General features: G+C 70.0%; 19 protein-coding genes. 10 read left to right on the top strand and 9 right to left on the bottom strand.

Going from position 1 to position 22,798, the window contains the following annotated elements:
- Positions 1-62: 62 nt before the first annotated feature.
- Positions 63-2,150, top strand: a complete 2,088-nt coding sequence (gene glgX, locus ACXR2U_RS03175; RefSeq protein WP_458823474.1) for a glycogen debranching protein GlgX — start codon at positions 63-65, stop codon at positions 2,148-2,150.
- Between the two features lie 205 nt (positions 2,151-2,355).
- On the opposite strand, the gene ACXR2U_RS03170 is transcribed toward glgX, so the two are convergent.
- A complete protein-coding gene (locus ACXR2U_RS03170; protein WP_458823473.1) occupies positions 2,356-3,804 on the bottom strand; it encodes a dihydrolipoyl dehydrogenase family protein in 1,449 nt (482 codons plus the stop codon).
- Positions 3,805-4,458: 654 nt separating this feature from the next.
- Positions 4,459-4,776 carry an STAS domain-containing protein gene (locus tag ACXR2U_RS03165; protein ID WP_458823472.1) on the bottom strand — a complete coding sequence of 106 codons (318 nt, stop codon included), beginning with the start codon at positions 4,774-4,776 and terminating at the stop codon, positions 4,459-4,461.
- Positions 4,777-4,883: 107 nt separating this feature from the next.
- On the opposite strand from ACXR2U_RS03165, the gene ACXR2U_RS03160 reads away from it, so the two are divergent.
- The 4 genes from ACXR2U_RS03160 (at position 4,884) to ACXR2U_RS03145 (ending at position 8,850) form a co-directional block, all read left to right on the top strand.
- Entirely contained in the window at positions 4,884-5,357 is a 474-nt protein-coding gene (locus tag ACXR2U_RS03160) for an ATP-binding protein (protein WP_458823471.1), read from the top strand.
- A 28-nt stretch (positions 5,358-5,385) separates the two neighbouring features.
- On the top strand, positions 5,386-6,591 hold the full coding sequence (locus ACXR2U_RS03155; RefSeq protein ID WP_458823470.1) for a PP2C family protein-serine/threonine phosphatase: 1,206 nt from the start codon (positions 5,386-5,388) through the stop codon (positions 6,589-6,591).
- A 178-nt stretch (positions 6,592-6,769) separates the two neighbouring features.
- Positions 6,770-8,440 (top strand): S53 family peptidase, encoded by a 1,671-nt coding sequence (locus tag ACXR2U_RS03150; RefSeq protein ID WP_458823469.1) that lies wholly within the window; start codon positions 6,770-6,772, stop codon positions 8,438-8,440.
- A 137-nt stretch (positions 8,441-8,577) separates the two neighbouring features.
- Positions 8,578-8,850, top strand: coding sequence for a hypothetical protein (locus ACXR2U_RS03145; protein ID WP_458823468.1), 273 nt, complete (start codon positions 8,578-8,580; stop codon positions 8,848-8,850).
- A gap of 1,262 nt (positions 8,851-10,112) precedes the next feature.
- On the opposite strand, the gene ACXR2U_RS03140 is transcribed toward ACXR2U_RS03145, so the two are convergent.
- Positions 10,113-11,153, bottom strand: a complete 1,041-nt coding sequence (locus tag ACXR2U_RS03140; protein ID WP_458823467.1) for a response regulator transcription factor — start codon at positions 11,151-11,153, stop codon at positions 10,113-10,115.
- Positions 11,154-11,240: 87 nt separating this feature from the next.
- On the opposite strand from ACXR2U_RS03140, the gene ACXR2U_RS03135 reads away from it, so the two are divergent.
- The 3 genes from ACXR2U_RS03135 to ACXR2U_RS03125 all read left to right on the top strand — a co-directional run bounded on the left by ACXR2U_RS03135 (position 11,241) and on the right by ACXR2U_RS03125 (position 16,332).
- Positions 11,241-11,999, top strand: a complete 759-nt coding sequence (locus ACXR2U_RS03135; protein WP_458823466.1) for a hemerythrin domain-containing protein — start codon at positions 11,241-11,243, stop codon at positions 11,997-11,999.
- Positions 11,996-12,811 (top strand): class I SAM-dependent methyltransferase, encoded by an 816-nt coding sequence (locus tag ACXR2U_RS03130; protein WP_458823465.1) that lies wholly within the window; start codon positions 11,996-11,998, stop codon positions 12,809-12,811. Before ACXR2U_RS03135 ends, ACXR2U_RS03130 begins: the two co-directional genes overlap by 4 nt.
- A gap of 233 nt (positions 12,812-13,044) precedes the next feature.
- The gene (locus ACXR2U_RS03125) at positions 13,045-16,332 is read left to right on the top strand and encodes a BTAD domain-containing putative transcriptional regulator (RefSeq protein WP_458823464.1); all 3,288 of its coding nucleotides are present in this window, start codon (positions 13,045-13,047) and stop codon (positions 16,330-16,332) included.
- Here the strand turns inward: ACXR2U_RS03125 and ACXR2U_RS03120 are convergent.
- The 3 genes from ACXR2U_RS03120 to ACXR2U_RS03110 all read right to left on the bottom strand — a co-directional run bounded on the left by ACXR2U_RS03120 (position 16,323) and on the right by ACXR2U_RS03110 (position 18,105).
- On the bottom strand, positions 16,323-17,027 hold the full coding sequence (locus ACXR2U_RS03120; RefSeq protein WP_458823463.1) for a hemerythrin domain-containing protein: 705 nt from the start codon (positions 17,025-17,027) through the stop codon (positions 16,323-16,325). The two genes, ACXR2U_RS03125 and ACXR2U_RS03120, sit on opposite strands and share 10 nt — an antisense overlap.
- Positions 17,024-17,392 (bottom strand): hypothetical protein, encoded by a 369-nt coding sequence (locus ACXR2U_RS03115; RefSeq protein WP_458823462.1) that lies wholly within the window; start codon positions 17,390-17,392, stop codon positions 17,024-17,026. The genes ACXR2U_RS03120 and ACXR2U_RS03115 overlap by 4 nt, the downstream gene beginning before the upstream one ends.
- A 179-nt stretch (positions 17,393-17,571) precedes the next feature.
- Positions 17,572-18,105: an SDR family NAD(P)-dependent oxidoreductase gene (locus tag ACXR2U_RS03110; protein WP_458823461.1), complete on the bottom strand. Its 534-nt coding sequence runs from the start codon at positions 18,103-18,105 to the stop codon at positions 17,572-17,574.
- Between ACXR2U_RS03110 and ACXR2U_RS03105 the strand changes: the two genes are divergently transcribed.
- Positions 18,039-18,425, top strand: coding sequence for a TetR family transcriptional regulator C-terminal domain-containing protein (locus ACXR2U_RS03105; protein WP_458823460.1), 387 nt, complete (start codon positions 18,039-18,041; stop codon positions 18,423-18,425). The genes ACXR2U_RS03110 and ACXR2U_RS03105 overlap by 67 nt on opposite strands.
- Before the next feature lie 254 nt (positions 18,426-18,679).
- Here ACXR2U_RS03105 and ACXR2U_RS03100 read toward each other — a convergent pair whose 3' ends face one another.
- Complete coding sequence (locus tag ACXR2U_RS03100; RefSeq protein ID WP_458823459.1) at positions 18,680-19,687, bottom strand: hypothetical protein; 1,008 nt, start codon at positions 19,685-19,687, stop codon at positions 18,680-18,682.
- Between the two features lie 116 nt (positions 19,688-19,803).
- Here ACXR2U_RS03100 and ACXR2U_RS03095 point away from each other — a divergent pair, with 116 nt between their 5' ends.
- Positions 19,804-20,496 (top strand): TetR/AcrR family transcriptional regulator, encoded by a 693-nt coding sequence (locus ACXR2U_RS03095; RefSeq protein ID WP_458823458.1) that lies wholly within the window; start codon positions 19,804-19,806, stop codon positions 20,494-20,496.
- Positions 20,497-20,627: 131 nt separating this feature from the next.
- On the opposite strand, the gene ACXR2U_RS03090 is transcribed toward ACXR2U_RS03095, so the two are convergent.
- Positions 20,628-21,845: a TetR/AcrR family transcriptional regulator gene (locus tag ACXR2U_RS03090; protein WP_458823457.1), complete on the bottom strand. Its 1,218-nt coding sequence runs from the start codon at positions 21,843-21,845 to the stop codon at positions 20,628-20,630.
- 71 nt (positions 21,846-21,916) lie between these two features.
- Positions 21,917-22,789: an SMP-30/gluconolactonase/LRE family protein gene (locus ACXR2U_RS03085; RefSeq protein ID WP_458823456.1), complete on the bottom strand. Its 873-nt coding sequence runs from the start codon at positions 22,787-22,789 to the stop codon at positions 21,917-21,919.
- Positions 22,790-22,798 lie beyond the last annotated feature (9 nt).

Here is a 22,798-nt window from a genome sequence, read left to right as displayed (position 1 = left end):
GACGCACCTCGGGAGCTGCTGAGCCGAGCGGCGTGGGCGGTTGCGGAGGAGCTGTGGTGGGCATGTCCGAAGCGACGACTGCAGCACCGACTCCTGAGGATCCCGTGACGAACTCGCCCGACCGTTCATTTCCCTACCCGCTCGGCGTGACTCTGCGCCCCGACGGCCGCGCCAACGTGGCAGTGCACAGTTCGACCGCCGACGCAGTCGACTTCTGCGTGTTCGCAGAGGGGGAGGAGACCCGTACCCGCCTGACCGACCGGACGGCCACGGTGTTCCACGGCCTGGTCGACGGCGTCGAGATCGGAACGACGTACGGCCTGCGGGTGCACGGTGAGTGGAACCCGGCCGCCGGTCTCCGTCACAACCCGCACAAGGTGCTGCTCGACCCGATGGCTACCGCGATCACCGGGGAACCGGAGTCCGGGCAAGCGGTGTTCGCCCACGACATGAACGACCCCGGGACGATGGACACCACCGACGGTGCCGGCAAGACCGCGCTGGGCGTGGTCACCGACCGTGACTTCGACTGGGGCTACGACGACCGTCCGCTCACCCCGCTCGCACAGACCGTTGTCTACGAGACCCACGTCAAGGGTTTCACTGCGACCCATCCCGACGTTCCGGACGACATCCGGGGGACCTACGCGGGCCTCGCCCACCCCGCTGCCATCCGGCACCTCACCGACCTGGGCGTGACCGCCGTCGAGTTGCTGCCCGTGCACCAGTTCGTCCAGGACGATCACCTGGCCGACAAGGGCCTGCGCAACTACTGGGGCTACAACTCCATCGGGTTCCTCGCCCCGCACGGTGGTTACAGCTCGGTGGGTGACGCCGGTGGTCAGGTCGCCGAGTTCAAGGCGATGGTCAAGGCGCTGCACGCGGCGGGGTTGGAGGTCATCCTCGACGTGGTCTACAACCACACCGCCGAAGGCAACGACCTGGGCCCGACCTACTCCTTCAAAGGTCTGGACAACGGCGACTACTACCGCCTCGTCGAGGGCGACGAGGCGCACTACTTCGACACCACGGGCACCGGCAACAGCCTGAACGTCGGCAAGCCTGCCGCGCTGCGGTTGATCATGGACTCGCTGCGGTACTGGGTCAGCGAGATGCACGTCGACGGCTTCCGGTTCGACCTCGCGACGACTCTCACCCGGCAAGGCGGTGACGACCTCAAGCACAGCGCGTTCACGGACCTCATCGCCCAGGATCCTGTGCTCGCCTCGGTGAAGATGATCGCCGAGCCGTGGGACACCGCGGGCTATCAGGTCGGCGGGTTCCCGGCGCGGTGGTCGGAGTGGAACGGCAAGTTCCGCGACGACGTCCGCAGCTTCTGGGGTGGTCAGGACAGCGCCCTGGGCGCCACCTCCCAGCGCATCCTCGGCAGTCCCGACGTCTACGAGGCCGACCGGCGTTCACCGCTGGCCTCCGTCAACTTCATCACCGCTCACGACGGGTTCACACTCGCCGACCTCACCAGCTACAACAGCAAGCACAATGCCGCGAACGGCGAAGACAACAACGACGGTGAGAGCGACAACAAGTCGTTCAACAACGGCGCCGAGGGCCCGACGGACGACGACAACGTCAACCGCAAACGCGCTCGCGCCCGACGCAACCTCCTCGCCACACTCTTGCTGTCGGCCGGAGTGCCGATGTTGCTGGGGGGAGACGAGATGGGCCGCACACAAGGCGGCAACAACAACGCCTACTGCCAGGACAACGAGCTGTCCTGGTTCGACTGGGCCGCGGTCGATCACGATCTGCTCGTGTTCACCCGCACCCTCATCGAGCTACGTGCCGAGCACCCGGCCCTCCGACCCGCCTGGTTCCGCGAGCAGCGCAAGGAGGGCGTGACCGACTGGGTGACCGTGCAACGGTCTGACAACCAGCCGTTCGACGAGGCCGACTGGGACAACTCTGACGCCCGGTCCATCGCGTTCGTCTTCGGGCACCCCGGTGGCGACGCGTTCGCCCTGCTGTTGAACGCCGCCGAGAACGTCGTCGAGTTCACCGTCCCAGAGGCCCCCCACGCTGACTGGGCGCTGGCGCTTTCCAGCGACACCGACCAGAAGGTGGTTGCCCCGGTCACGACACTGCTGGTTGCCGACGGGTCGTTCACCCTGCTGCACTCGAAGCAGGTGTAGGTCGACTGCGGAGTTGCTCGTGGGACGGACAGCCCCGTCTCGGACACGCAACTGCGCAACGGCTGGCACTGCGTCCCGATGCATCCGTGCGGGATCCGCCTTCAGCGCATCACATCCCAGCGGCTGTTGCAGATCCTCCGAGGTGCCCGAGATGGGCAGGCCCGTAGCCGAGGGAGATCGGCGGGCCTGCGACGGGGGTTGACCGTCACGACAGCTGACCGCGGAGTTCGCGGTATCCGGCCGTGAACGCCTCAGCGAAGGTGGGGAACGGACGGACGACTTCGGCGAGTAGGTCAATCGGTATCTGCGCCCGGATCGCCAGTGTGGCCTCGGTGATCCAGGAGTCGGCGTCGGGTCCGACAGCTCCGGCGCCGACGAGCACCCGGCGGGTGCGGTCGGCGACGAGCCGCAGGATCCCGCCGGACGAGTTCTCTGGGCCGAGTGGGCCGTCTCCTTCGGTGCCGGCGCGGCTGACGTCGGCCAGGTCGACCTCGGCGACGACGATGTCAGCGCCGGTGTCTCGGGCCTGCTGTTCGGTCAGACCGGTCGCCGCCAGAGGCGGGTCGGTGTAGACGGCTCGCGGCAGAGCGTCGGCGTGGACGCGAAGAGCGAGTTCGCCACCACCGATGTCGTCGACCACGACGGCTGCCTGGTGGGTGGCGGTGTGGGTGTACGGCGCAACGCCGGTGACGTCACCGACCGCCCAGACGCCGTCGGCGGCCCGGCAGCGGTCGTCGACGACGACCGCCCCGGACTCGTCGAGTTCGACACCGGCCTTCGTGGCATCCAGTGCGTCGGTGGCGGGCTTGCGGCCGGTCACGAGCAGCACCCGGTCGCCGGTGACCCGCCGTCCGTCCTCGAGTTGCAGGACGACGTCGTCACCTTCGCGGAAGGCTTTCTCGGGACGGGCTTCCAGCATGAGGTGGACGCCGTTGTGGCGCAGCACCTGGAGCATGGCGGCACCCAACGCCGGGTCCTCGGCGGACACCGGTCGGTCGGAGGTGTCGATGACGGTGACCTCGGTGCCGAACGCGCTGTAGGCCTGCGCGAGTTCGCACCCGATGGGCCCGCCGCCCACGATCAGCAGCCGGTCGGGCCGCTCGTCGGACGACAGGGCCTGGTCCGAGGTCCAGGTAGGCACGTCGTCGAGTCCGTCGATGTCGGGGATGACGGGAGTCGAGCCGGTGTCGAGGACGATGCGATCCGCGGTCAGCCGACGCCCGTCGATCTCGACTTGACCCGGCCCGGTGATCCGTCCGAACCCTCGGATGACGTCGATGCCATCGTCGTTGACCTGCTGGGCCTCGTTGCTGTCGTCACGGTTGTTGGCGGCGGAGTCTCGCCGCCTGACGGCGGCGGTCCAGGCCCGGTCGTCGGGTCCGGTGGGTAGCGGGTCCGGTGCGGCACCGTGGCGATCGGCCTCGTGGGCCTCGCGCCGGGCGCGGGCCGAACGCAGCAGGCTCTTGCTCGGGATGCAGGCGACGAACGCACACTCGCCACCGACGAAGCCGGCCGACACGATCGCCACCCGCATCCCCCGGTCTCGGGCCCCGGTCGCCACGGCGATCCCGCCACTACCGGCACCGACCACCACGACGTCGTACTCCGTTCCGGTGCGGTCATGCGGGGAGGGGGCGACACTCTGTTCGGTCACGGAGAAACCCTGCCCGGGACGCGACCGGTCCTCCCGCCTCGTTGATGCCGGACCTGACCCGCCTGGCCCGTGCCGGACCAACGTTCGCCAGCGCGATCGGCGCGAATTCGTGACCTTCGGAATCAAGCGGACATCCCGGTCATCACCCAGGACGGACTGGAGGCGCCATCGGCTGTCCCCCGGCAGCCGGTGGCGCCGAACCGCGTGGGTAGATCGACCCACGTCAAGCCCCACGCGTCTCGACCAGACTGCCAGGGTCGGCTCGCTCGGGGGACGAGCCGACGGTTCGGGCCGACGACTGACGAGGTGCGGGCCGGATCGCCTCGCCCGTCGTCACTCGACGGCGGGCGGGGTGCGGCCGACCACGTGGCACCCTGACGGGGACGTGGACGTTCCCTGCGCCGGCCTCGGTGTCATGTCTGTCGACCCTCTCCCAGCGCGCGACGCGGAGCCGTTGCGGTCGACCGCGTCGTGAGACTCGAGTTCACGCTCCGGACACCGCGTTGGTGCAGTGCGACCGACTGTGAGCGACGACGCGCGACCGGACCGACGACCCATGAGCCCGAACGCGTCGAACGTGCCGGACGTGTCGCTCCCCTTGCGACTCCGCATTGTTCGGCTGTGACGCCTCGGCCGTCGTCGACGACGAGCCGTTCACAGGAAGGTCGTGTCGAGGCCCACGATCTGGAGCAGCCGCTCCGTTCGGTGGCCTGCGTTCACGAGCTTCGTGTCGGCGCCGTGGGCGAACGCGGCGCGTCGCAGTTCGACCAAGGCGCCGAGTCCGGTCGAGTCGATGAACTCGACCCGCGACATGTCGACCTCAACGCGGTGGAGAGGCCAAGCCGGGAGTTGCGACACGACGTCGGTCAGGAACTTCTCTGCGGTCGCCAAGTCCAAGTCGCCGACGGCGTCGACGCGCAGCACCCCGGGAGCCTCGGCCTTGCCCAGGGGGTCTGCGCCACGGATCGTCACGACACCACTGAACACGTTCAAACGTCACAGCGCCAGGTGTCGGTGACAACAGGTCTCAGAGATGGACGACCGCGACATCCAGCACCGGATCAGCATCTGAGGGTTGCGTGGGTGCTCATGGTGGGGACTGCACCCATGTGTCGAGTCCCGAGCACCTCACCTCCACAACGGCCGATCTCGTGTTGTCCGAGGAGGACGACGGCTCGCTGACGGTCTCACTCCCGGCTGATCCTTCGGCCGTGACCACCGCCCGCCGACTCGTCGTGTCCCGGTGGGGACATCTGTCGGTCGACACGATGGGCGACGTCGAGCTCATCGTGTCCGAGCTGGTGTCGAACGCGGTGCGTCACGGACGACCGGAGATCGAGTTGCGGCTGCGAGCTCGGCCGTTCGCCGTCGACGTGGGTGTGCTCGACCACGACACGTCCGTGCCTCCCTCAGATCTGAGCTTGCCTCACGACACGCAACGAACGGGTCGGGGGTTGTTCATGGTCGATGCATTGAGCCAGGCGTGGGGTGTCGAGTCACTCCCGGGCGGAGGCGGCAAGACGGTGTGGGCGTCGGTCGCCACCGGGTCGTGAAGCGCCAGCCCGCCCGGACGGACGTTCTGTGACGGGTGGGGGACCGTCGGAGCCGGCCGACCGGATCGACCTCACGGTGTGGCGGGCAGCCGCGGAGGCGTCCGACGTGCCGATGTGTCTGTCCGACCCCTCGGCGCCGGACGAACCGTTGATCTGGGTGAACCGCGCCTTCACGCGGGTCACCGGGTACAGCTCGGACCAGGCCATCGGACGGAACTGTCGCTTCCTGCAGGGCCCGGACACCGACCGCTCCACCATCGCCAGGATCCGCGACGGACTCGAACGGGACGGTTCGGTCACCGAGACGGTGCTCAACTACCGACGTGACGGTCAGCCGTTCTGGAACCAGCTGTCACTGACGCCGTTGCGCGGACCGTCGGGGGCGGTGTCGCACTACGTCGGTGTGCAGGACGACGTCACCGCGCGGGTCCGGGCCGTGGAGTCCCGCGACGACGCGGTGGCGAGCGAACGCCTGGCCGTCGACGAACTCGCGGCGGCGTCGGCGCGTGAACACGAAGCGGCCCTGGCGCTGCAGACGGGGTTGCTCCCGCGTCTGCAGCCCGTGGCCGGACTCGACATCGCCGCCCGGTACGTGCCCTCGACGGCCGGGGTGTCGGTCGGGGGCGACTGGTACGACGTCATCGAGCTCCCGGACGGACGAGTGGCCCTGGCGGTGGGAGACGTCATGGGCCACGACCTCAAGGCGGCGGCGGCGATGGGGCAGCTGCGGTCCATGACCCGTGCCCTGGCGTGGACCGACCCTGAACCGTCGCACGTCGTCGGGCGGCTGGACGAGTTGTCGCGAGCTGTTCTCGACGTGGCGTTCGCGACCCTGTTCTACGGGATCCTGGACCGTGATCGGGGTTCCGGCGCCGACGCGACCATGACCTGGACCCGCGCCGGACATCCCCCCGCCTTGTTGCGGGACGCGGCAGGACGGGTGCATCAGCTCGACGGGGTGGTGAACCCACCGGTGGGTGTCATCGCCGGGCGTCCGGTCGCCCAGACCTCGACGGCGGTGCCATGCGGTTCGGCGCTGGTGATGTTCACCGACGGCCTCGTCGAGACCCGGCAGCAGAGCGTGCAGGAGGGACTGGACCGGTTGGGTGAGGTCGTGGCCGGTGCCGTGGGTGCGGAGGGGGCGGCGGCGCTGCGTGACGTCGTGGTCGCGGCGATGGTCCCCGAGGCCCCCGCGGACGACACCTGTCTGCTGGTCGTGGCACCGCGACCCTGACCGCGGACCGGTTCGGTCACCCTCCGCGACCTGCACCCAGGTGGCTGGGCTTGACGTCGTCTTCATGAACGCAAGAGCTCGGATGTCTTCGTGTCATGGTTCGACCGTGGCCGTATCCGAGACGGGCAGGAGATGTTGGACCGGGCACCATCCCCTGACTCCACCGAGGAGCCCACCCGTGCCTCTGCCCTCCCCGTCCTCCCGTCGTCGCCGTGCGGTCGGCGTGTGCGTCGTCGCCGGTGCCCTCGTCGCACCGGGACTCGCCGCGGCGAACGCCGACGCGGCCGCCGCGTGGACCGACACCGCGACCCGGGCTCTGCCGTTGCAGGCTGCAACGCTGCTGGGCGCGGCCGATCCTGCGACGCCGCTGCGCATCACCGTCGGCCTGACCCCGCACAACCGTGCGGGCCTCGACGCTCTCATCGCGCAGCAGTCGACGCCGTCGTCGCCGGCGTTCGAGCACTTCCTCACCCCGACGCAGTTCGCGTCGGCTTTCGGCGCGACTGCGGCGCAGGCGCAGACAGTCGCCACGTACCTGTCCTCGGCCGGGATGAGCGGCGTGACGGTCTCGGCCAACCGGTTGCAGGTGACAGCGAGCGCCACGGTCGCGCAGGCGTCGTCGGCGTTCCACACCGCGATCGCCCGGTTCTCCCAGGCCGGTTCGGAGGTCCTGGCCAACACCAGCACCGCTCAGGTCCCCGCGAGCCTGGCCGGGACGGTCTCCGCCGTGCTGGGTCTGACGACCCTGGGCGCGCACCCGACCGCGGCCCCCACCCTGCCCAAGACGACCGGCTACTTCCCGAAGGAGTACACGACCGTCTACAACGCCTCGGCCACGAAGGCCGGCGACGGGGTGAGCCTCGCCGTCATCGCCGAGGGCGACCTCACCTCGACGGTCAAGGACCTGCGCACGGCCGAGACGGCACAGAAGCTGCGGCAGGTCCCTGTCACCATCGTCAAGACCGGACCGTCGAGCACCGACACCGCGGGCGCCGACGAGTGGGACCTCGACTCTCAGACCTCGACCGGCGTCGCCCCCAACGTCAAGCGGCTCTACTTCTACGACGCCACCTCGCTGACCGACTCCGACCTCGCCCGCGCGATCAACGGCTTCGTCAGCCAGGACGTCGCCAGCAGCGGTTCGGCGAGCCTCGGCGAGTGCGATCTGCTCCCGTACCTCGACGGCTCGATGCTCGTCGACGACATCGCCCTGGCCGAGGCGGCCGTGCAGGGGCAGACGTTCTTCGCGTCCTCCGGGGACACCGGCAGCGCCTGCGCGGTCGCCCCGACCAACGGCGTGCCCGGGGCCGGCCTGCCCGACACCGAGTACCCGGCGTCGTCGCCGTACACGACCGCGGTCGGCGGGACGACACTGCTCACCGACGCGAGCGACAACTACACCGATGAGATCGCCTGGAACGCCGGCGGCGGCGGGGCGAGCCCGGTCGAGACCGGCGGCGCCTGGCAGACCGGCGTCGTTCCGACGGCCGCGGCCGGCCTGCGGGGCGTCCCCGATGTCGCGTTCGACGCGGACCCGACGACCGGCGCCCAGATCTACGTCGGCGGCACCCCGGAGACCATCGGCGGTACCAGCCTGAGCTCGCCGCTGGCCATGGGCCTGTGGACCCGTCTGCAGGCGAGCCACGGCAACAAGCTGGGCTTTGCGCCGCCGAAGCTGTACGCGCTCTACACCGCGGCCCAGCACGGCGCGACCGTTCCGGTCGCCACGCCCGGTTTCCACGACGTCCTCGCCGGCGTCAACGGCGTCTACACCGCCACGCCCGGCTGGGACTACACCACCGGTCTCGGCAGCTGGAACCTGAACGTGTTGACGACCAAGCTGACCTGATCTGGCACGACCCGCGCCCCGCCGGACCGTGGCCCGGCGGGGCGTCGCCGGGTCCTGCGCTCGACAACGTGGACGCGAGCCGGTGACGGCCATGAACCGCGTGGGTCGGGAACGGCGCAGTCGCGGAGCGGTGGGCGTTGACCCCCTCTGCCGTCCCGGCCACGTCGACCCTCACGATCGTCGGCAGCGGTCATGGCTCGGTTGGCGTCGCGGCCGCGGTGAAGGGGCTCATCCAGAACAGCCTCGGATCGCTGTCGTACGGCAAGATCCTCCGTTGGGACATCGTCCTCGCGAAGTACGACAGCGAGAAGCCGCTCATGCGGCAGGCGATCCGCAACGCACCGAGCGTCAAGCAGCAGGCTCAGCAGGCCAAGCAGGAAGGGCAGCAGCGCATCAACCGGATGTCGTGACGGCTGTTCGTCAACGCGGCCGGCCCCCATTCAGAGCGCTGCGAGAGTCTTCCGAACAGCTGCCTGCAGCCCGGGCCGACATGCCGTCCTTACGCACCCCACCTCTGCCGCCGCAACTCCACAACGGCGCCGACCGTCTCGCCCGAGATGAACTCAAACTGCGTGACCCAACGCCGCCTCTGAGCGGAAAGGCGCTTGAAGCGACTTGGTGCGGCTACGTAGTCGAATCAGTCGGCGGTGTCGCAACTCCGTCTGAGGACCAGAGCACGCGGGTGGCGACGGCGCTTGCGCCGAGATCGCACGGGGTGTCCGCGGAACGGGGCTCGGCCTGCTCGACCTTCGAGGACGTAGGCCAACCCCGGTTGTCATGGTCAGGCTCACCACGAAACCACCTCACCGCGCGACGGCGATCGGGTCGCCGACTGCGATCCCTCAGGTTGCTCCGAGGCCGGTTGCACAGGCTGTTGCGTCTCCGGGAGCCCGCGGCCATCGCGGTTCAGGTGCTGCCCGGCACGTGGATCACGTCGGTCAGACCTCGGGACCAGAACGGGTGGGCTCGCCGGTCGCGGTCCCCCGACGGCGACCGGCCGAGCCTCTTCCCCGTGCGCTGGAACGTCGATCCCCCGAACAACGCCAGCGAGCAGGTGATACCCGGGGTAACAGGGAGCTAACAGTGTGTGGCCGACATCGCTTCCCCGCTCGCGCAACCTCGACCTGCCGTTGATGATCACGTCAACGGTGCCGTCGACCGAACCCCCGCGGACGACGGCACCGTCCGACACGGCGCGACCTCGATGTTCTGGTTGTTCGTGGCCGTGACGTCACCAACGTCGGCCGCGCCGGTTTCGGGGGGACGGACGCTACCGCTCAGGGGACGCCGGTCCGGCTCGAGCGCCGACGGCCTTCCCCATCCGCCACCCCGCCTGGAGCAGGCCCCGGACTGCCGAGGCGGGGTGAGCGACGCCAGCAGCTCACTCCGCCCGTGCCTGACCGAGCTCACGTGCACAGCAGGCGAACCAACCCGTCCCACCCTCAGCCGCGACGACGGCCGTCGCCTGGACCGCCTCGGCGGAGTCGTCCGTCAAGTCACCCGCCGCGCTGACGTCGACACTCAAGTCGGACCTCCCACCCGCGGCGCAGGCCTCCACCGTCTACGCGGTCGACGCCCGCGTCCGCTTCGCGGTGACCGAGATGCCCCAGCAACGCCGGCCTCAGCACCTCAATGCGGTACGAGGGCGGACATCGACCTTGACCAGCGGGTTCTAGAGCGCGTCGACGACCAGCCGTTGCACCAGTGCGCGTCGGCTGTTGACGCCGAGTTTCGCGAAGACGGACTTGAGGTGGTCCTGGACGGTGTGAGGGGACAGGTGCAGCGACGCGGCGATGGCCGAGGTCGATGCGCCCCGCAGCACCAGGCCGGTGACTTCTTGCTCACGCGGGCTCAGACCGTGGGCGCTGAGCGCGAGGTCGCTGACATCCGCGGCCGACGCGCTGTCGAGGGTGACGACAACATCGGGGACCGTGGCCCCGCCCGGTTCGGCTGCGAAACTGGTTGCGCGGATGGTGACCCAGCTGCCGTCCGTTCCGACGGCACGGTTGACCGCGAGTTGGTCCTCGGCGCGTGCCGCGGCGACGCTGACGAGCACGGTCGCGGGCAGGGAACCGCTGTCCCAGCCGCCGAGCTGGGCGACGCGTTGTTCCGCTGCGGGGGTCAGGTTGACCACCCGGTCATCGGCGCCGACGACGACGACCGCCGGACCCGGACAGGCCTTGGCCGGCGGCGACTGCGCGTGGAACAGTGCGGCTTGGATGAGCTCGGCGACTTGGCTGTGCACCGACACCGCGACCGCCGTGTCCGCATCGGTGAAGGGCGGGTCGCCCGCCTCGCGGTACATCGCTATACCGCCCCAGAGCAGACCCCGTGACCGGAACGCAACCCGGAGTTCGTCGCTGAACCCGAAGCGGGGTCGCAGGAAGTCTCGCATGCGTCGGCAGCGGTCGGGTTCGCCACCGGTGTCGACCGACAGCGCGCCCACCGGCTCGGGTCGAGCGCTGATCTCCGAGAAGAGGTTGAGGTCCGGGCCGCCGTACTCCGCGGCGGCGAACTCCTCGTCGCCGATCTCGAGTGGCCGAGTCTTGGTGGCCGAGCTGATGAGGCCGGTGGCGGGATCCATCGTCGCGAAGCACGCGAAGCCGTGACGCACACGGGCGCGGTAGGCGTCACAGACCGCGTTCGCGACCGAGGGTAGATCGTTGCACCCGCGAGATCGCGACTGCACCACGTCGGACAGGGATGTCGGCATGGCGCCAGTCTCATGGACGGTGGTTCTCACCGGAAGCCCACATTTCTGGGATGTCGTCCAACGCAGCGGGGCATCAGGCTGTCCGGCATGGAGATCCTCGCTTCACCCCACGCCCATTCCAGCCGTTGTTGGTGGCACCCGGTCGAGGCCCGCTGGGTGTGTTCACGCGCCGCCGAGGCCCAGCCGGAACCACCCCTGGTCGACACCCGCGACATGCTCGTCGTCCACACCGCCCTGCTGCGCGAGTTCCGACTCGCCGCGCCGGCCGTCGAAAGGGTTGCGGCCGGTGACCGGGCCGCGGCCAGCATCGTCGACACCCACCTCGGGTTTGTCTGCGACATGCTCCACCACCACCACGAGGGCGAGGACGAGCTGCTGTGGCCGTTGCTGCGTGACCGGCTGCCGGAGTCGGCGCTCGCCGCGCTCGATCGGATCGACGATCAGCACACCGGTATCGACACCGCGCTCGCCGCCGTCGGGCTCGCCCGCACGGCCTGGACCGACCACCCCGACGAAGAGCATCGGACGGCGCTCGCGAGTCAGCTGCGGCATCTGCACGATCTGCTCCGTCAGCACCTCGACACCGAGGAAAGGGTGGCGCTGCCGCTGGCTGCGTCCGTCGTCACGGACGCTGAGTGGAACACGATCGGCAAACGAGCGGCCGCAGCGATGGCCAAGCCGGATCTGCTGCTCGCCATGGGGATGTTCGCTTACGAAGGTGACCCCGTGGTGGTCCGGCAGATGCTCGCGGCAGCTCCGGCGGTGGTGCGCTTCGTGGTTCCCCGCGTCGGTCCACGGCTCTACGCCCGCCGGGCCCGCGCCGTGCACGGTACGGTCCGGCCGTGACCGCGCCGAGCCCCGCAGAGAACCTCTGCTGGTGGGACGAACGGGCCGGGCTGCACGGGCACGACGACGTGTACGACACCGACGCCGTCGTGGCCGGCGCATCGACGCTGTACAGGGTCGACCACGACGTCGTCGGCGACGTGGCCGGACTCGATGTGCTGCACCTGCAGTGCCACATCGGCTTGGACACCGTGTCCTGGGTACGAGCGGGCGCGCGCTCGGCGGTCGGGGTCGACTTCTCACCGGTCGCAGTCGCCAAGGCGGCCGCTGTCGCTGCCGCGGCCGGCGTGACGGACCGGGTGAGGTTCCTCGAGGCCGATGTGTTGGACCTCCCCGCGGAGCTGCACGGCGGCTTCGACGTCTGCTACGCCAGCCGAGGGGTGTTCACCTGGGTCTCGGACCTGACGAAGTGGATGCAGCAGGCCGCCGCGACGCTGCGACCGGGCGGCGTCCTCGCCGTCACCGATCTGCACCCGCTGTACCTGATGTGCGGCGGGGTCGATCCGCTGCTGCTCGACTTCCCCTACGCCGACTCCGGCCCGATCCGCCAGAACGACCAGACCGGCAGCTACGTTCCAGGCGCCGACGACACCGTCAACAACGCCACCGTCGAATACGCCCACTCTCTCGGCGAGCTGGTCACCGCCGCCGTCGCCGCCGGACTCGTGGTCGAGCGACTCGACGAACACCTCGCCGTCGAGACCGACGCCCACCGCGACCTCGCGACCCGAGGCGCCGACGGCTTGCTGCGGTGGCAGGTGACCGGTCAGGACCTCCCGGTGATGTTCAGCATGCGGTCGCGACAGCCCTGACCGGCGCCCAGCCAGCGGCTCGAGAACGACTCGGAGACCGCACCATCTCGGAGGTGCGGAGTCCGTGAGCGGAACAACGCGGCACGGCCTGCTGTCCGCGCGGGACTGCGTACGAGCTCTCGGTCTACAGAGCCGACTGGGATGTCCCGATGTGGTCGTCTGGGACCAGAGGGTCACGGCATGAGATGTTCGGCCGGTCCCCGCCGAGGCCGGGCGGTGCTTAGGGTGTCGCCATGGTCGGAGCCGTCGAGGTCTCGGTGCTCGGCCCGGTGTCGGTCACGATCGACGATCGACGCGTGGCGCTCGGCACGCCCCGCCAGCGACAGGTGGTGACCGCCTTGGCGTTGCGCCGGGGTGCGCCCGTCGCGCTGGACACCCTCGCCGACCTGCTGTGGGACGGCCGTCCACCGGCGAGCTACGAGAACACGTTGCAGGCCCACATCTCTCGGCTGCGCCGGGCGTTCGAACCCGACAGAACGCGGCGGACAGGGCCGGGCCCGCTGCGTTTCGGCCCGGGCGGTTACGCCCTGCACAACGCCGTGCTCGACGTCGTCCGGTTCGAGGCGGGGATCGAGTCCGTCCAATCCGGTCTCGGTGCGGACCGTGACGTGACGGGGTTGTTGCCCCGACTCACGTCGGAGCGGGCCGATGACCTGCTCGCCCGCCTCACGTCGGCGTTGGCGCTGTGGCGCGGCACGCCCTTCGAGGAGTTGGCTGACGCGTCCGAGGCCGCTGCGGCCCGGGCACGACTCGACGAGTTGCGTGTGCTGGCGTTGGAGACCCGCGCGGTCCTGGAGATCGGGCTTGGCCGGGAAGCGACCGCCGCAGCCGACCTGGAAGGGCTCACGGCCGCGCATCCGTTGCGTGAGCGGTTCTGGGCGCTGCGGGTGTTGGCGCTCGTACGCTCCGGACGGCAGGCCGATGCGCTCTCCAGTCTCGCTGCCGCACGCACCGTGCTCGCGGACGAACTCGGCGTCGACCCGGGACGAGAGCTCGTCGACCTCCATCGTCGGGTGCTGGAGCAGGACCCGACACTCGGCGCCCGGTCTCGACGACGTTCAGCGCGGCCGCTGACCGAACCACCCCTGGTCGGCCGGGAACAGGAGATGCGTCGACTCATCGCGCTCCACGACGAGACGGTGACGGAACTCGGCGGTCCCCGCTTCGCCGTGATCACCGGCGAACCGGGCGTCGGCAAGAGCCGCTTGACTCGCGAGTTCATGTCGCACGCTGCAGCGCGAGGAACAGCTGTGCTCGACACGCGCTGCCCGCAAGACGAGGGTGTGCCGGCACTGTGGCCGTGGTCGCGCCTGCTCGCCGCTGCAGGCGTTGCACTCTCGACTTCCAGAAGGGACGACACCGGCGGGCAGTTCCGTGCGTGGGGTGACAGCATCGACGCCTTCGTCGACGCTGCCAGGGAGGGTCCGACGCTGGCGATCGTCGACGACGTGCACTGGGCGGACCCGTCCACCCTGCGGATGCTGACGATGTTGGCGGCGTCCGAGCGTCAGGGACATCTGCTCGTCGTCCTCACCTGGCGCTCCGAGGCCACGGCGCGGCTGCTGGACTTCGCGGCAACACTCGGCCGTCACCATGCTCTCCGCCTCGAGCTCGGCGGCATCGCTGTGTCCGCTGTGGCGGCGCTGGTCGCGGCCAACGGCGCGACGCTGACGGACGTGGAAGTGACGGAGTGGGCCGACCGCACGGGCGGCAACCCGTTCTTCCTCACCGAGTTCGCCCGCCTGCGGCGTGATGGCGCGACCAGCGACGCTGTTCCGCCCGGTATCCGTGAGGTGCTCGCGCAGAGGCTGTCCACGCTCGCTCCTCAGGCCGGTCAGATCGTGAGGGTGGCGGCGGTACTGGGACGCGAGTTCGACGTCACCACCGTCGCCGCCGTCGTCGGGTGTGGCGACGACGCGGCTCTGGATGCGCTCGAAGCCGCACAGGCCGCCGAGTTGGTGCACGAGACCGGTGTCGACCGGTTCCGCTTCGTGCACGACCTGCTGCGAGACACTGCCCGTGCCGGGGTGACGGCGACGCGCAGCACCCGTCTGCACGCTGCGGCGGCCGAGGCGTTGTGCCGACGCGGCCGGCCGGGAGTCGAGAGCGAGATCGCACGGCACTGGCTGTCGGCCGGACCGTCGCACGCCGCCGACGCCTGGCGATCGGCCCGTGTGGCCGCCGCGGCGGCACGTCGTGTCCACGCCTACGACGAGTGCACCTTGCTCCTGCGTGACGCACTCGAGGTCGTCGTCGGCGATCGGCTCGCCCTCGATGAGGACCGCTGCGATCTGCTGCTGGAACTGGCGGACGCCACGCGCCTCGCCGGGCGCTGGTCCGACATGCGCCCGGTCGTCCACGAGGCACTGGAACTCGCGCAGGCGCTGGGCGATCTCGAACGCACCTTCGCCGCCGCGACCCTCCCGACAGACGGTGCGTTGTGGCTCGCCAGCCCGTACGGCCGGGTCGACGACGTCGTGGTGGCGGCGCTGCGACGGCTGCTGGCCGACCTCCCCCACGGCGACGATCCTCTGCGGTGCAGGGTCATGCTGAGCCTGTCCAGCGAGATCTACTACGCCGCGTCGCACGCGGAGCTCGACGCTCTGGTCGACGAGGCGATCGCCATGGCGGATCGGCTCGGCGACGAACGGCTGCTTCTCGCCGCGTGCCTCGCGGGATCGCGGTCGTTGTGGCGGCCGTCCAGGTCAGCGGAGCAGCACCAGCTCGCCGAGCGTGCCGTCGGTCTCTCTCGCCGGCTCGACGATCAGCAGGCGCTCGCCGACGCGTTGACGGCCCGTGCCTCGGCCTCGAGCGACCTCGGCTGGACGGAACGGCTCGCCGATGACCTCGACGAGGCCCGGTCAGCCGCTCGAGCTCAGCGGTTGTTGTTCGACACCGTCGTCGTCGACAGTGTCGAACTGGGCTGGCGGACGATGCGCGGTACGGCGGTGGAGACCGACCTCGCCGCACTCGCGCGGACCGCGGACCTGCTCGACCTGCACCAGTCGGCCGATGCGGTGGGTGCCGTCGCTGTCATGCACCTGCTGTGGAGCGGGCAGTACGAAGGGCTCGTCGCGACGTTGCTGGCAGGCCAGAGCGACGACGGTCTGCCGGTGCAGTCGTTCATCGCGGCGTTGCTGGGGCGGACCGGGCGTGTCGACGAGGCGGTGGCATACGTGGGCGCGCGCGACCTCCGCCTCGATGTCGAGGACTGGCTCTCGTCCGCTGTGTGGTCGATGGCCGCGGAGGCCGCGATGCACACAGGTGACCGGGCGCTCGCCGCCGCGATGTACGAGCGGCTCGCTCCGCTGGCCGGCCGCCCGGCCACAGCGGGGTCGGCGATCATCGTCGGTCCGGTCGACGCCTTCCTCGCCATGGCGGCCCACACCGTCGGCGAGTCCGCGACGGCGGTGCGTCATGCCGACGATGCCGGGGCCGTCGCGACGGCGTGGGCTGCCCAGCCGGTGTTGCAGTGGGTCCAGCGGGTCCGAGACCGCGTGCAGTCGGGTGTTCAGGCATAGGCGAACGCGGCCCGTTCACGACGCTCGAAACGCCGCCGGGTGAGCCGGTGGATGACCCGCATCGGCGGCGCGGCGTCGTGGAGCAGACGGCCCAACGTCAGGTCGTCGACGCCGTCGACCGCCCACGGCACCATCTCGACGAGCGCGCTCAGAGGGCTGCCCTTCGAGAACTGCTTCTCCATGACCTCCCAGTCCCGCTGGGTGGTGACCCGCTGCAGCAGCGTCATCGCGTCGGACTCCTCGTGCGCCAGATGACGATCGAGCAGCTCCCGGACGCCTGCCAGCCTCACCACGAGCGCCGCCCGCACATCGGCCCGGTCGCTGCCGGGTTGCGTGAGGCGACCGAAGGCCTCGGTGATCGCCGCGAGCGCTGGGTCGATGGCCTCGTGTTCGTGCTCCATCGCGTCGAGCATCGCGACGTCGCCGAGCGTCGCCTTTCCTCGGAGCCAGGGCCACAGGACGCGGTCCTCCGCCTCGTGGTGGTGGTGGAGCTGCCGGGAGAACACATCCCATCGGGCCGCCAGCCGTCGCCACGTCTCGTCGTCCTCGAGCGGTGTGGTCGCCCCGGCGGCCGCGAACTTGGCCATGTCACGCCGGAAGGCGAAGTGGAACAGGTACATCGTGGTCAGGTCGACCGGACCCGCCGGTGAGGCGTGCTGGCCGGGAAACATGATCTGGTGCTTGGTCGTCGTCATGAGAGGACCATGCGGCGCGTGACTGGTAGTTCGCTTGCGGCCTGCTTGCAGGCGGACGGGTGAGAAATGCCGGCGTGCGCCACGGGTGAGCGCGCCCCGCTGCCACCGCGGTGGCCGCAAGCCGTTTCGAGCCGTGCCGTCAGGGAAGGCGCGGGGTGTGGAGCGGCATTCGTCGGGTGGTCGGTGCAGCGCGGCCGGCACCAGTTGGCGCGGCCGAGTCCGGCGACCAGGGCGGGGTCGAGCGCTCCGCGCACGATGGTGGCGTCGACGACCGTCTCGAGCTCAAGACCGGTGGCGAGGATCTCGACATCGGTGGCGGGAACCCCCGCCGGAGACTGCGCGACCTCAGGCAGCGCACAGCGCACCGAGCCGACTCGTCGCCGCCTCCGCTCTCGGGGGATGGGCGTCTGGCTTCGAACTCCGACGCCCGTTCGACGGCAGCGTCTGCGATGACGCCCCAGCCGCGCCGACGCCTCGCTGTGGGCGCCGGTCGAGGGCGTCACTGTCCGCGCAGGTCAACGGTTCTGATCTCGGCCGGCCCCGATCACGCGGGCATGGTGCTCAGTGCACCGCCGTCTGCGACCAGGATCGATCCGTTGACGTACGAACTGGCGGGTGAGGCGAGGAACCCCACGATCTGCGCGATCTCCTCCGGTTCGCCGACCCGTCCTCGCAGGTTGCCGCGGCCGAGCATCTCGACGTGTTCGCCGAGCATCGCCACGGTCCCGGCCGTCCGTACGGGGCCCGGGGAGACTGCGTTCACGCGAACGCCGTGGGGTGCGAACTTGGTTGCCCACGATCGGGTCAGCAGTTCCAGAGCCGCCTTGGACCCGCCGTACGCGGCGCCGATCGGGGCCGGTGAGGTCGCGGCCGTGGAACTGATCGAGATGATCGACCCGTATCCGCGTTCCGCCATGCGGGGCGCGATCGCTGCGACCAGCAGGAACGGTGCGCGCGTGTTGATCGCGAACTGCCGGTCGAAGCTCGCGACGTCGGTGTCCGGTCGGCGGTGTGCCCGATCTCGGCCCGCTCGACAGTTTGGACGCCCTGCAGGCGTTGGCTGACGCCGCCGTCGCACGCGGAGAAGTGAACGGTGGACGAGGTGGCTGCACCCTGAACACCCTCGCCGGCCAACTCGCCACCGGCGACGCGGCCGCCCGCGAGGACCTCACCGCGGGGTTCCTGCGTTGGAAAGGCGTCCTGCTCGCGGGTCTGAGCCGAATGCGGGCACGAGGCGAACTACGCCCGGACGCCGACCTCGACGACCTCGCCCAAGCGCTGCTCGCGGGCCTGCAGGGAGGTGTCAACCTCAGTCAGACCCTGGGTGACGTCACGCCGTTCCGCGTGTCGATGACCGCGGCGCTGGCCTACGTCCGCTCGTTCTCCCCATCCGCTTGAGTCACGACGATCGCAAGGCAGCACGTCCTGCGGCGCGTGGTTCAGCATCAGACGGACCTTGTCGCGACAGGTGAATGGTCTGGCAGATCGCCCGCCTGAGGCTCGTCGTGGTCGGACACCGCCCTCGCGTGAACGTGCACGTACGCCCCGATCCGTGCGCCGCCGTCAGACAGCCGGTGGCGCTCAGGTGGGTCGATCTGCTCAACGAGCAGCCGTGCATGGGTCGGAGCGGACAGCTCACTGATGCCGGTCGATCAGGACGTGGCCGTGCTTGAGGCGGTCGCCGGAGTGGTGTCTTCGGTCTCTCGCCGCGTCTGGTGTGGCATCCAGTTGTGGCGGTGATCGCGGCGCGCGGTGCGCGACACCGCGACGAGTCCGATGAAACTGGCGGCGAGCAGAACCACGGCGGCCAGGGTGGTGGCGGGACTGGGGTGGACGATCGACTCGCCCCGGAGCGCCTGCCAGAGGGTGATGGCAACGATGCCGGCGTAGACGCCTGCGGCGACGAACACGAGGCAGACGCGGGAACGGGCGGTGAGTCTCGCGGCGGCGGGTAGCAGGGTGAGGGCCAGGGCGAACAGCGGAAGGGCCTGCAGGGCGTGCATGCCGATGAAGTGGGCGATGCGCAGGTCGCCGCCGGTGGTGCTCCAGCCCAGGAAGGGCAGACCGGGTCCGCCGTCGGGGGTGCCGACGCTGTGGGCGCCGACGATCTTGCTGCTGCTCCGGAGCTGGGCGGCGCGAGGAACGACCATCAGAAAACCGACGGCCATGCCGGCCAGGCTGAGGCCCAGGCCGAGGCGGACCGCCCAGGTGACGGCGCGGTCGGCCAGGGGAGTCATGACGACGGCGACCGCGACGACGACCGTGCAGGTGAAGATGACCACGACCGTGGCGCCCATGACGGCGTACACCGCGGCGTTGAACGGGGTGGTCTCGTTGAAGTGGCTCCGTTGGCCTCGGATGACCTGCCCGACGATCGCGGTCATCTCCACCGCCGAGGCCACGGCCAGCACCGTGCCCGTGCGTCGAGCGAGCTTCTGCAGGCGGGGTCGGCGCAGCAGCGAGATCATCCAGGCCAGGGTGACGGCGTAGACGGCGAAGGAGATGGAGAACTTCAGGGGTTTCGCCCAGATCGGCGCACCGACGAGGACGCGGGGGTCGGCGGCGTACCCGACGGCCGACACCGCACCCACCACGACCATGGCCACGGCGAACCACGCCAACGGCGCGTGGCCGGCTCGGATGGTGCGCCACGCGCTCACCGCTGTCCCTGGGGTCACGGTCGTCGCTCTCCTGGGTTCATGCGTCGAGTCACGCGGCCCGACGCCTTACGGGTGTTTACGTACGTCAGTGTGTACACACCCGTAAGGTTTCAAACATGAGCACCGCGATGAACACCTCGAGGGGTCCTCGCGCGCGGAACCGGCGCGGGGAAGGCGCCCAGTTGCGCGACGACATCGTCTCGGCAGCCGGCACGATCCTGGAACGAACCGGCCGCGACGACGCCATCACCTTGCGGGCGATCGCCCGCACCATCGGCATCACCGCGCCGTCGATCTACCTGCACTTCGACGACCGCGAGCAGATCCTCCGCGCCCTCATCGTGAGCACGTTCGACCGTCTCACCGACGCGCTCCGACCAGCCACCGTCGACCCCGACCCCGTCGTTCGGCTCCACGCCATCGGCCACGCCTATCTCGCGTTCGCAACGGAGCACGCCTCCCTGTACCGGGTGCTGTTCGAACGTCACCACGACGCAGCCGGTGTCCTACGCCCCGAGGCCCCCAACGACGTCACGACCATGGTCGGCGCCGAAGCGTTCGGCATCCTGCTCCACGCCGTCGATGACTGCAGAGAATCCGGCAAGTCGACGGCAGTGTCAGCCGAAGCCGCGGCCACCGCCTGGTGGGTCGGACTGCACGGCCTGGCCACCCTCCGGGCGAGCATGCCGTACTTCCCTTGGCCGCCGCTGACACCACAACTCGACGACCTCACCGACCGTCTCGCTGACATCGCCCCAGGCCGCGTGCGGCGCAACAGTGTGGCGGCCTCTCGGCGTGAGCGCGCCTAGGGCCCCACCTGCTCGTACGCGTCACAGTAAGAGCGCAAGCAACCCTCGTTCCGCGTGAGGGCGCGAAACAAGTGTTGACTTCGTCCACGTGGCAACAGCTTGCTAGGTCGTGGGGACGTCCTTCCAGCCGGTCAGCCCGACGTCGCCGGTGCCGTCAGCCCCAGGCAGGCGAGCGTGACGTTGAGGAGTTCGGCTGCCAGGTCGGGATGGCGGCGGAGGTGTGGAATCCGCACGCTGTCATCAACGACGGCCTTGGCGGTGCGAACGAGGACGGCCGCCGAATCTTCGATGAGGTCGGGGCGTGCCACCCGCAGCCACCTCTCCCACTCCGCGCTCTGATCGGCGTTCGCGCGATCGAACCGCTCGCGGGCAGCGTCAGGGAGGTGCGGTCGCTCGGTGAGCGACACCGCGAGCAGGTCGGTCGCATCGAGGGCGACCCGGATGTACCCGCGGAGCAACTCAGCCAGAATGTTCTCGTCGGGGTCGGGTGACCGCATGGCGCGCAGTGCTTCCAGCGCGATCCACTCGGTGAATCGGTTGACCGCCGCGACCAGGATCTCGGCTTTGTTCTCGTGGTACCGGTACAGCGCCGGCCCGACGAACCCGACCTGGGCACCGATGTCGTCGATGCTGACGCCACCGAAACCCTTCTCGCGGAACGCCCTGGCGGCCGCATGGATCAGTTGATTCCGCCGCGACAGGGGGATGCGCTCGACCGGGACGACGTGACGGGGCATGGAGACGTCCTCGGCCGGCACGTCGATGACCCGCCGGCTGGCCGCGACCAACTCCCTGTCGAGGGCGGGTCGGGGAAGAGCGGGCTCGTGCAGGCCCGAGCTGGTCAGGATGCTGACCACGGCCCATGTCCGGACCTCGGCGGTGGTGGCGTCGACGTCCGGCCGGTCGGTGTCGATGAGCAGGTCGGTGAACTGCCGGGACATCGACCTGGTCCGGTCGCGCACGCGGCCGTAGGCCTCGGGGTCGAGGTGGCGGGCCTCGCGTTGCCACAACGGTGAGAGCTGACGGCTCTCGAGGGCCGCATCGGCGATCGCGTGCAAGGTCGAGTCGACGTCACGGTCGGCAGCGGCGGTGGAAGTCAGCCGGTCGAGGGTGTCGACGAGTCGTTGCTGGTCGTCGAGGACGACGTGGGCGAGCAACGCCTGCTTGTTCGCGTAGTGGCGGTACAGCGCACGCGCAGTGACGCCGCTGGCCTCGGCGATGTCGTCCATGCGGACGGCGTGGAACCCGCGCGCGGCGAACAACTCGCCGGCGTTCCGTGCGATGTCGGAACGGCGCTCGCGTGGCCGGGACGTCGACCGCGCCGACGGGTCCGGGGCAGCACGGCTCAAGCCTGTGCCCTCCTCGTGTCCGTTTCCGGGATCCTAACTCCGGGTCCGACCGACGCGGCTGACCGGCGTCCTCACCCGCCGGCCGAGCCGGCGGCTCCCGTGCGTCCGACCGACGCCGTCGCGATCGTGCCGGTCGACCGGCCCTGGACGAAGTCGGCGAGGGTCGTGGCGTTGCACGTCATGTACAGGGTGGCGAGGTCGTTGCCGCCGAAGGCGCACGCGACGGCCTGCGCGTCGGGCACCCCGACCTTGTCGGTGATCTCTCCGCCTTCGACGACCCGGTAGAAGCCGCTGGCGTCGCCCTCGGTGAGGGCGTTGCCGAACCAGACCCCGCCGTCGCTGTCGAGCGCGATGCCGTCCGGGTTGTAGGCCTCGTCGAGTTGCGCCCACACCTGCTGGTTCGACAGCGATCCGTCTGCAGCGATGTCGTAGCTGCTGATCCGGTGCCGGAAGGTCTCGGCGAGTAGGAGCTTGCCGCCCGGGGTGATCGCCATGCCGTTGGGGAAGAAGACGTCACCCTCGACCGCGGTCAGCGTTCCCTGCGCGTCGATGTGCCCGAGGGTGGTGGGCTTCGGGTCCTCGGTCCCGATCGCGAAGCCGAAGTTGCCGACGTAGAGGTGGCCCGCCTCGGTCACGAGCATGTCGTTGCCGGGGCCGCCCGCGATCGAGTCGAACTCGGCGAAGGTGGTGGTCGTGCCGTCGGCCTCGATCCGTTCGACGGTCGCACCGGCCTGGGACACCACCACGGGTGTTCCGTCCGGCAGGAAGCCCAGTCCCGACGGGGCGCCGTCGACGACGGCAACGACGGTGGCGGTCCCGTCGTCGGCGAACGTCATGACCTGCTTGCTGAAGAAGTCGCTGGCCCACAGGCGGCCGTCGTGCCAGCGCAGACCTTCGAGGAACTGGTGTCCGGACGCGAACTCGGTGCGGGTGTGCTGCTGCATCGCTGTCTC

The sequence above is a fragment of the Jatrophihabitans sp. YIM 134969 genome (genome assembly GCF_054456675.1).
Note: the sequence above shows the minus strand (reverse complement) of the source record. Positions and strands in the feature narration are given on the sequence as shown.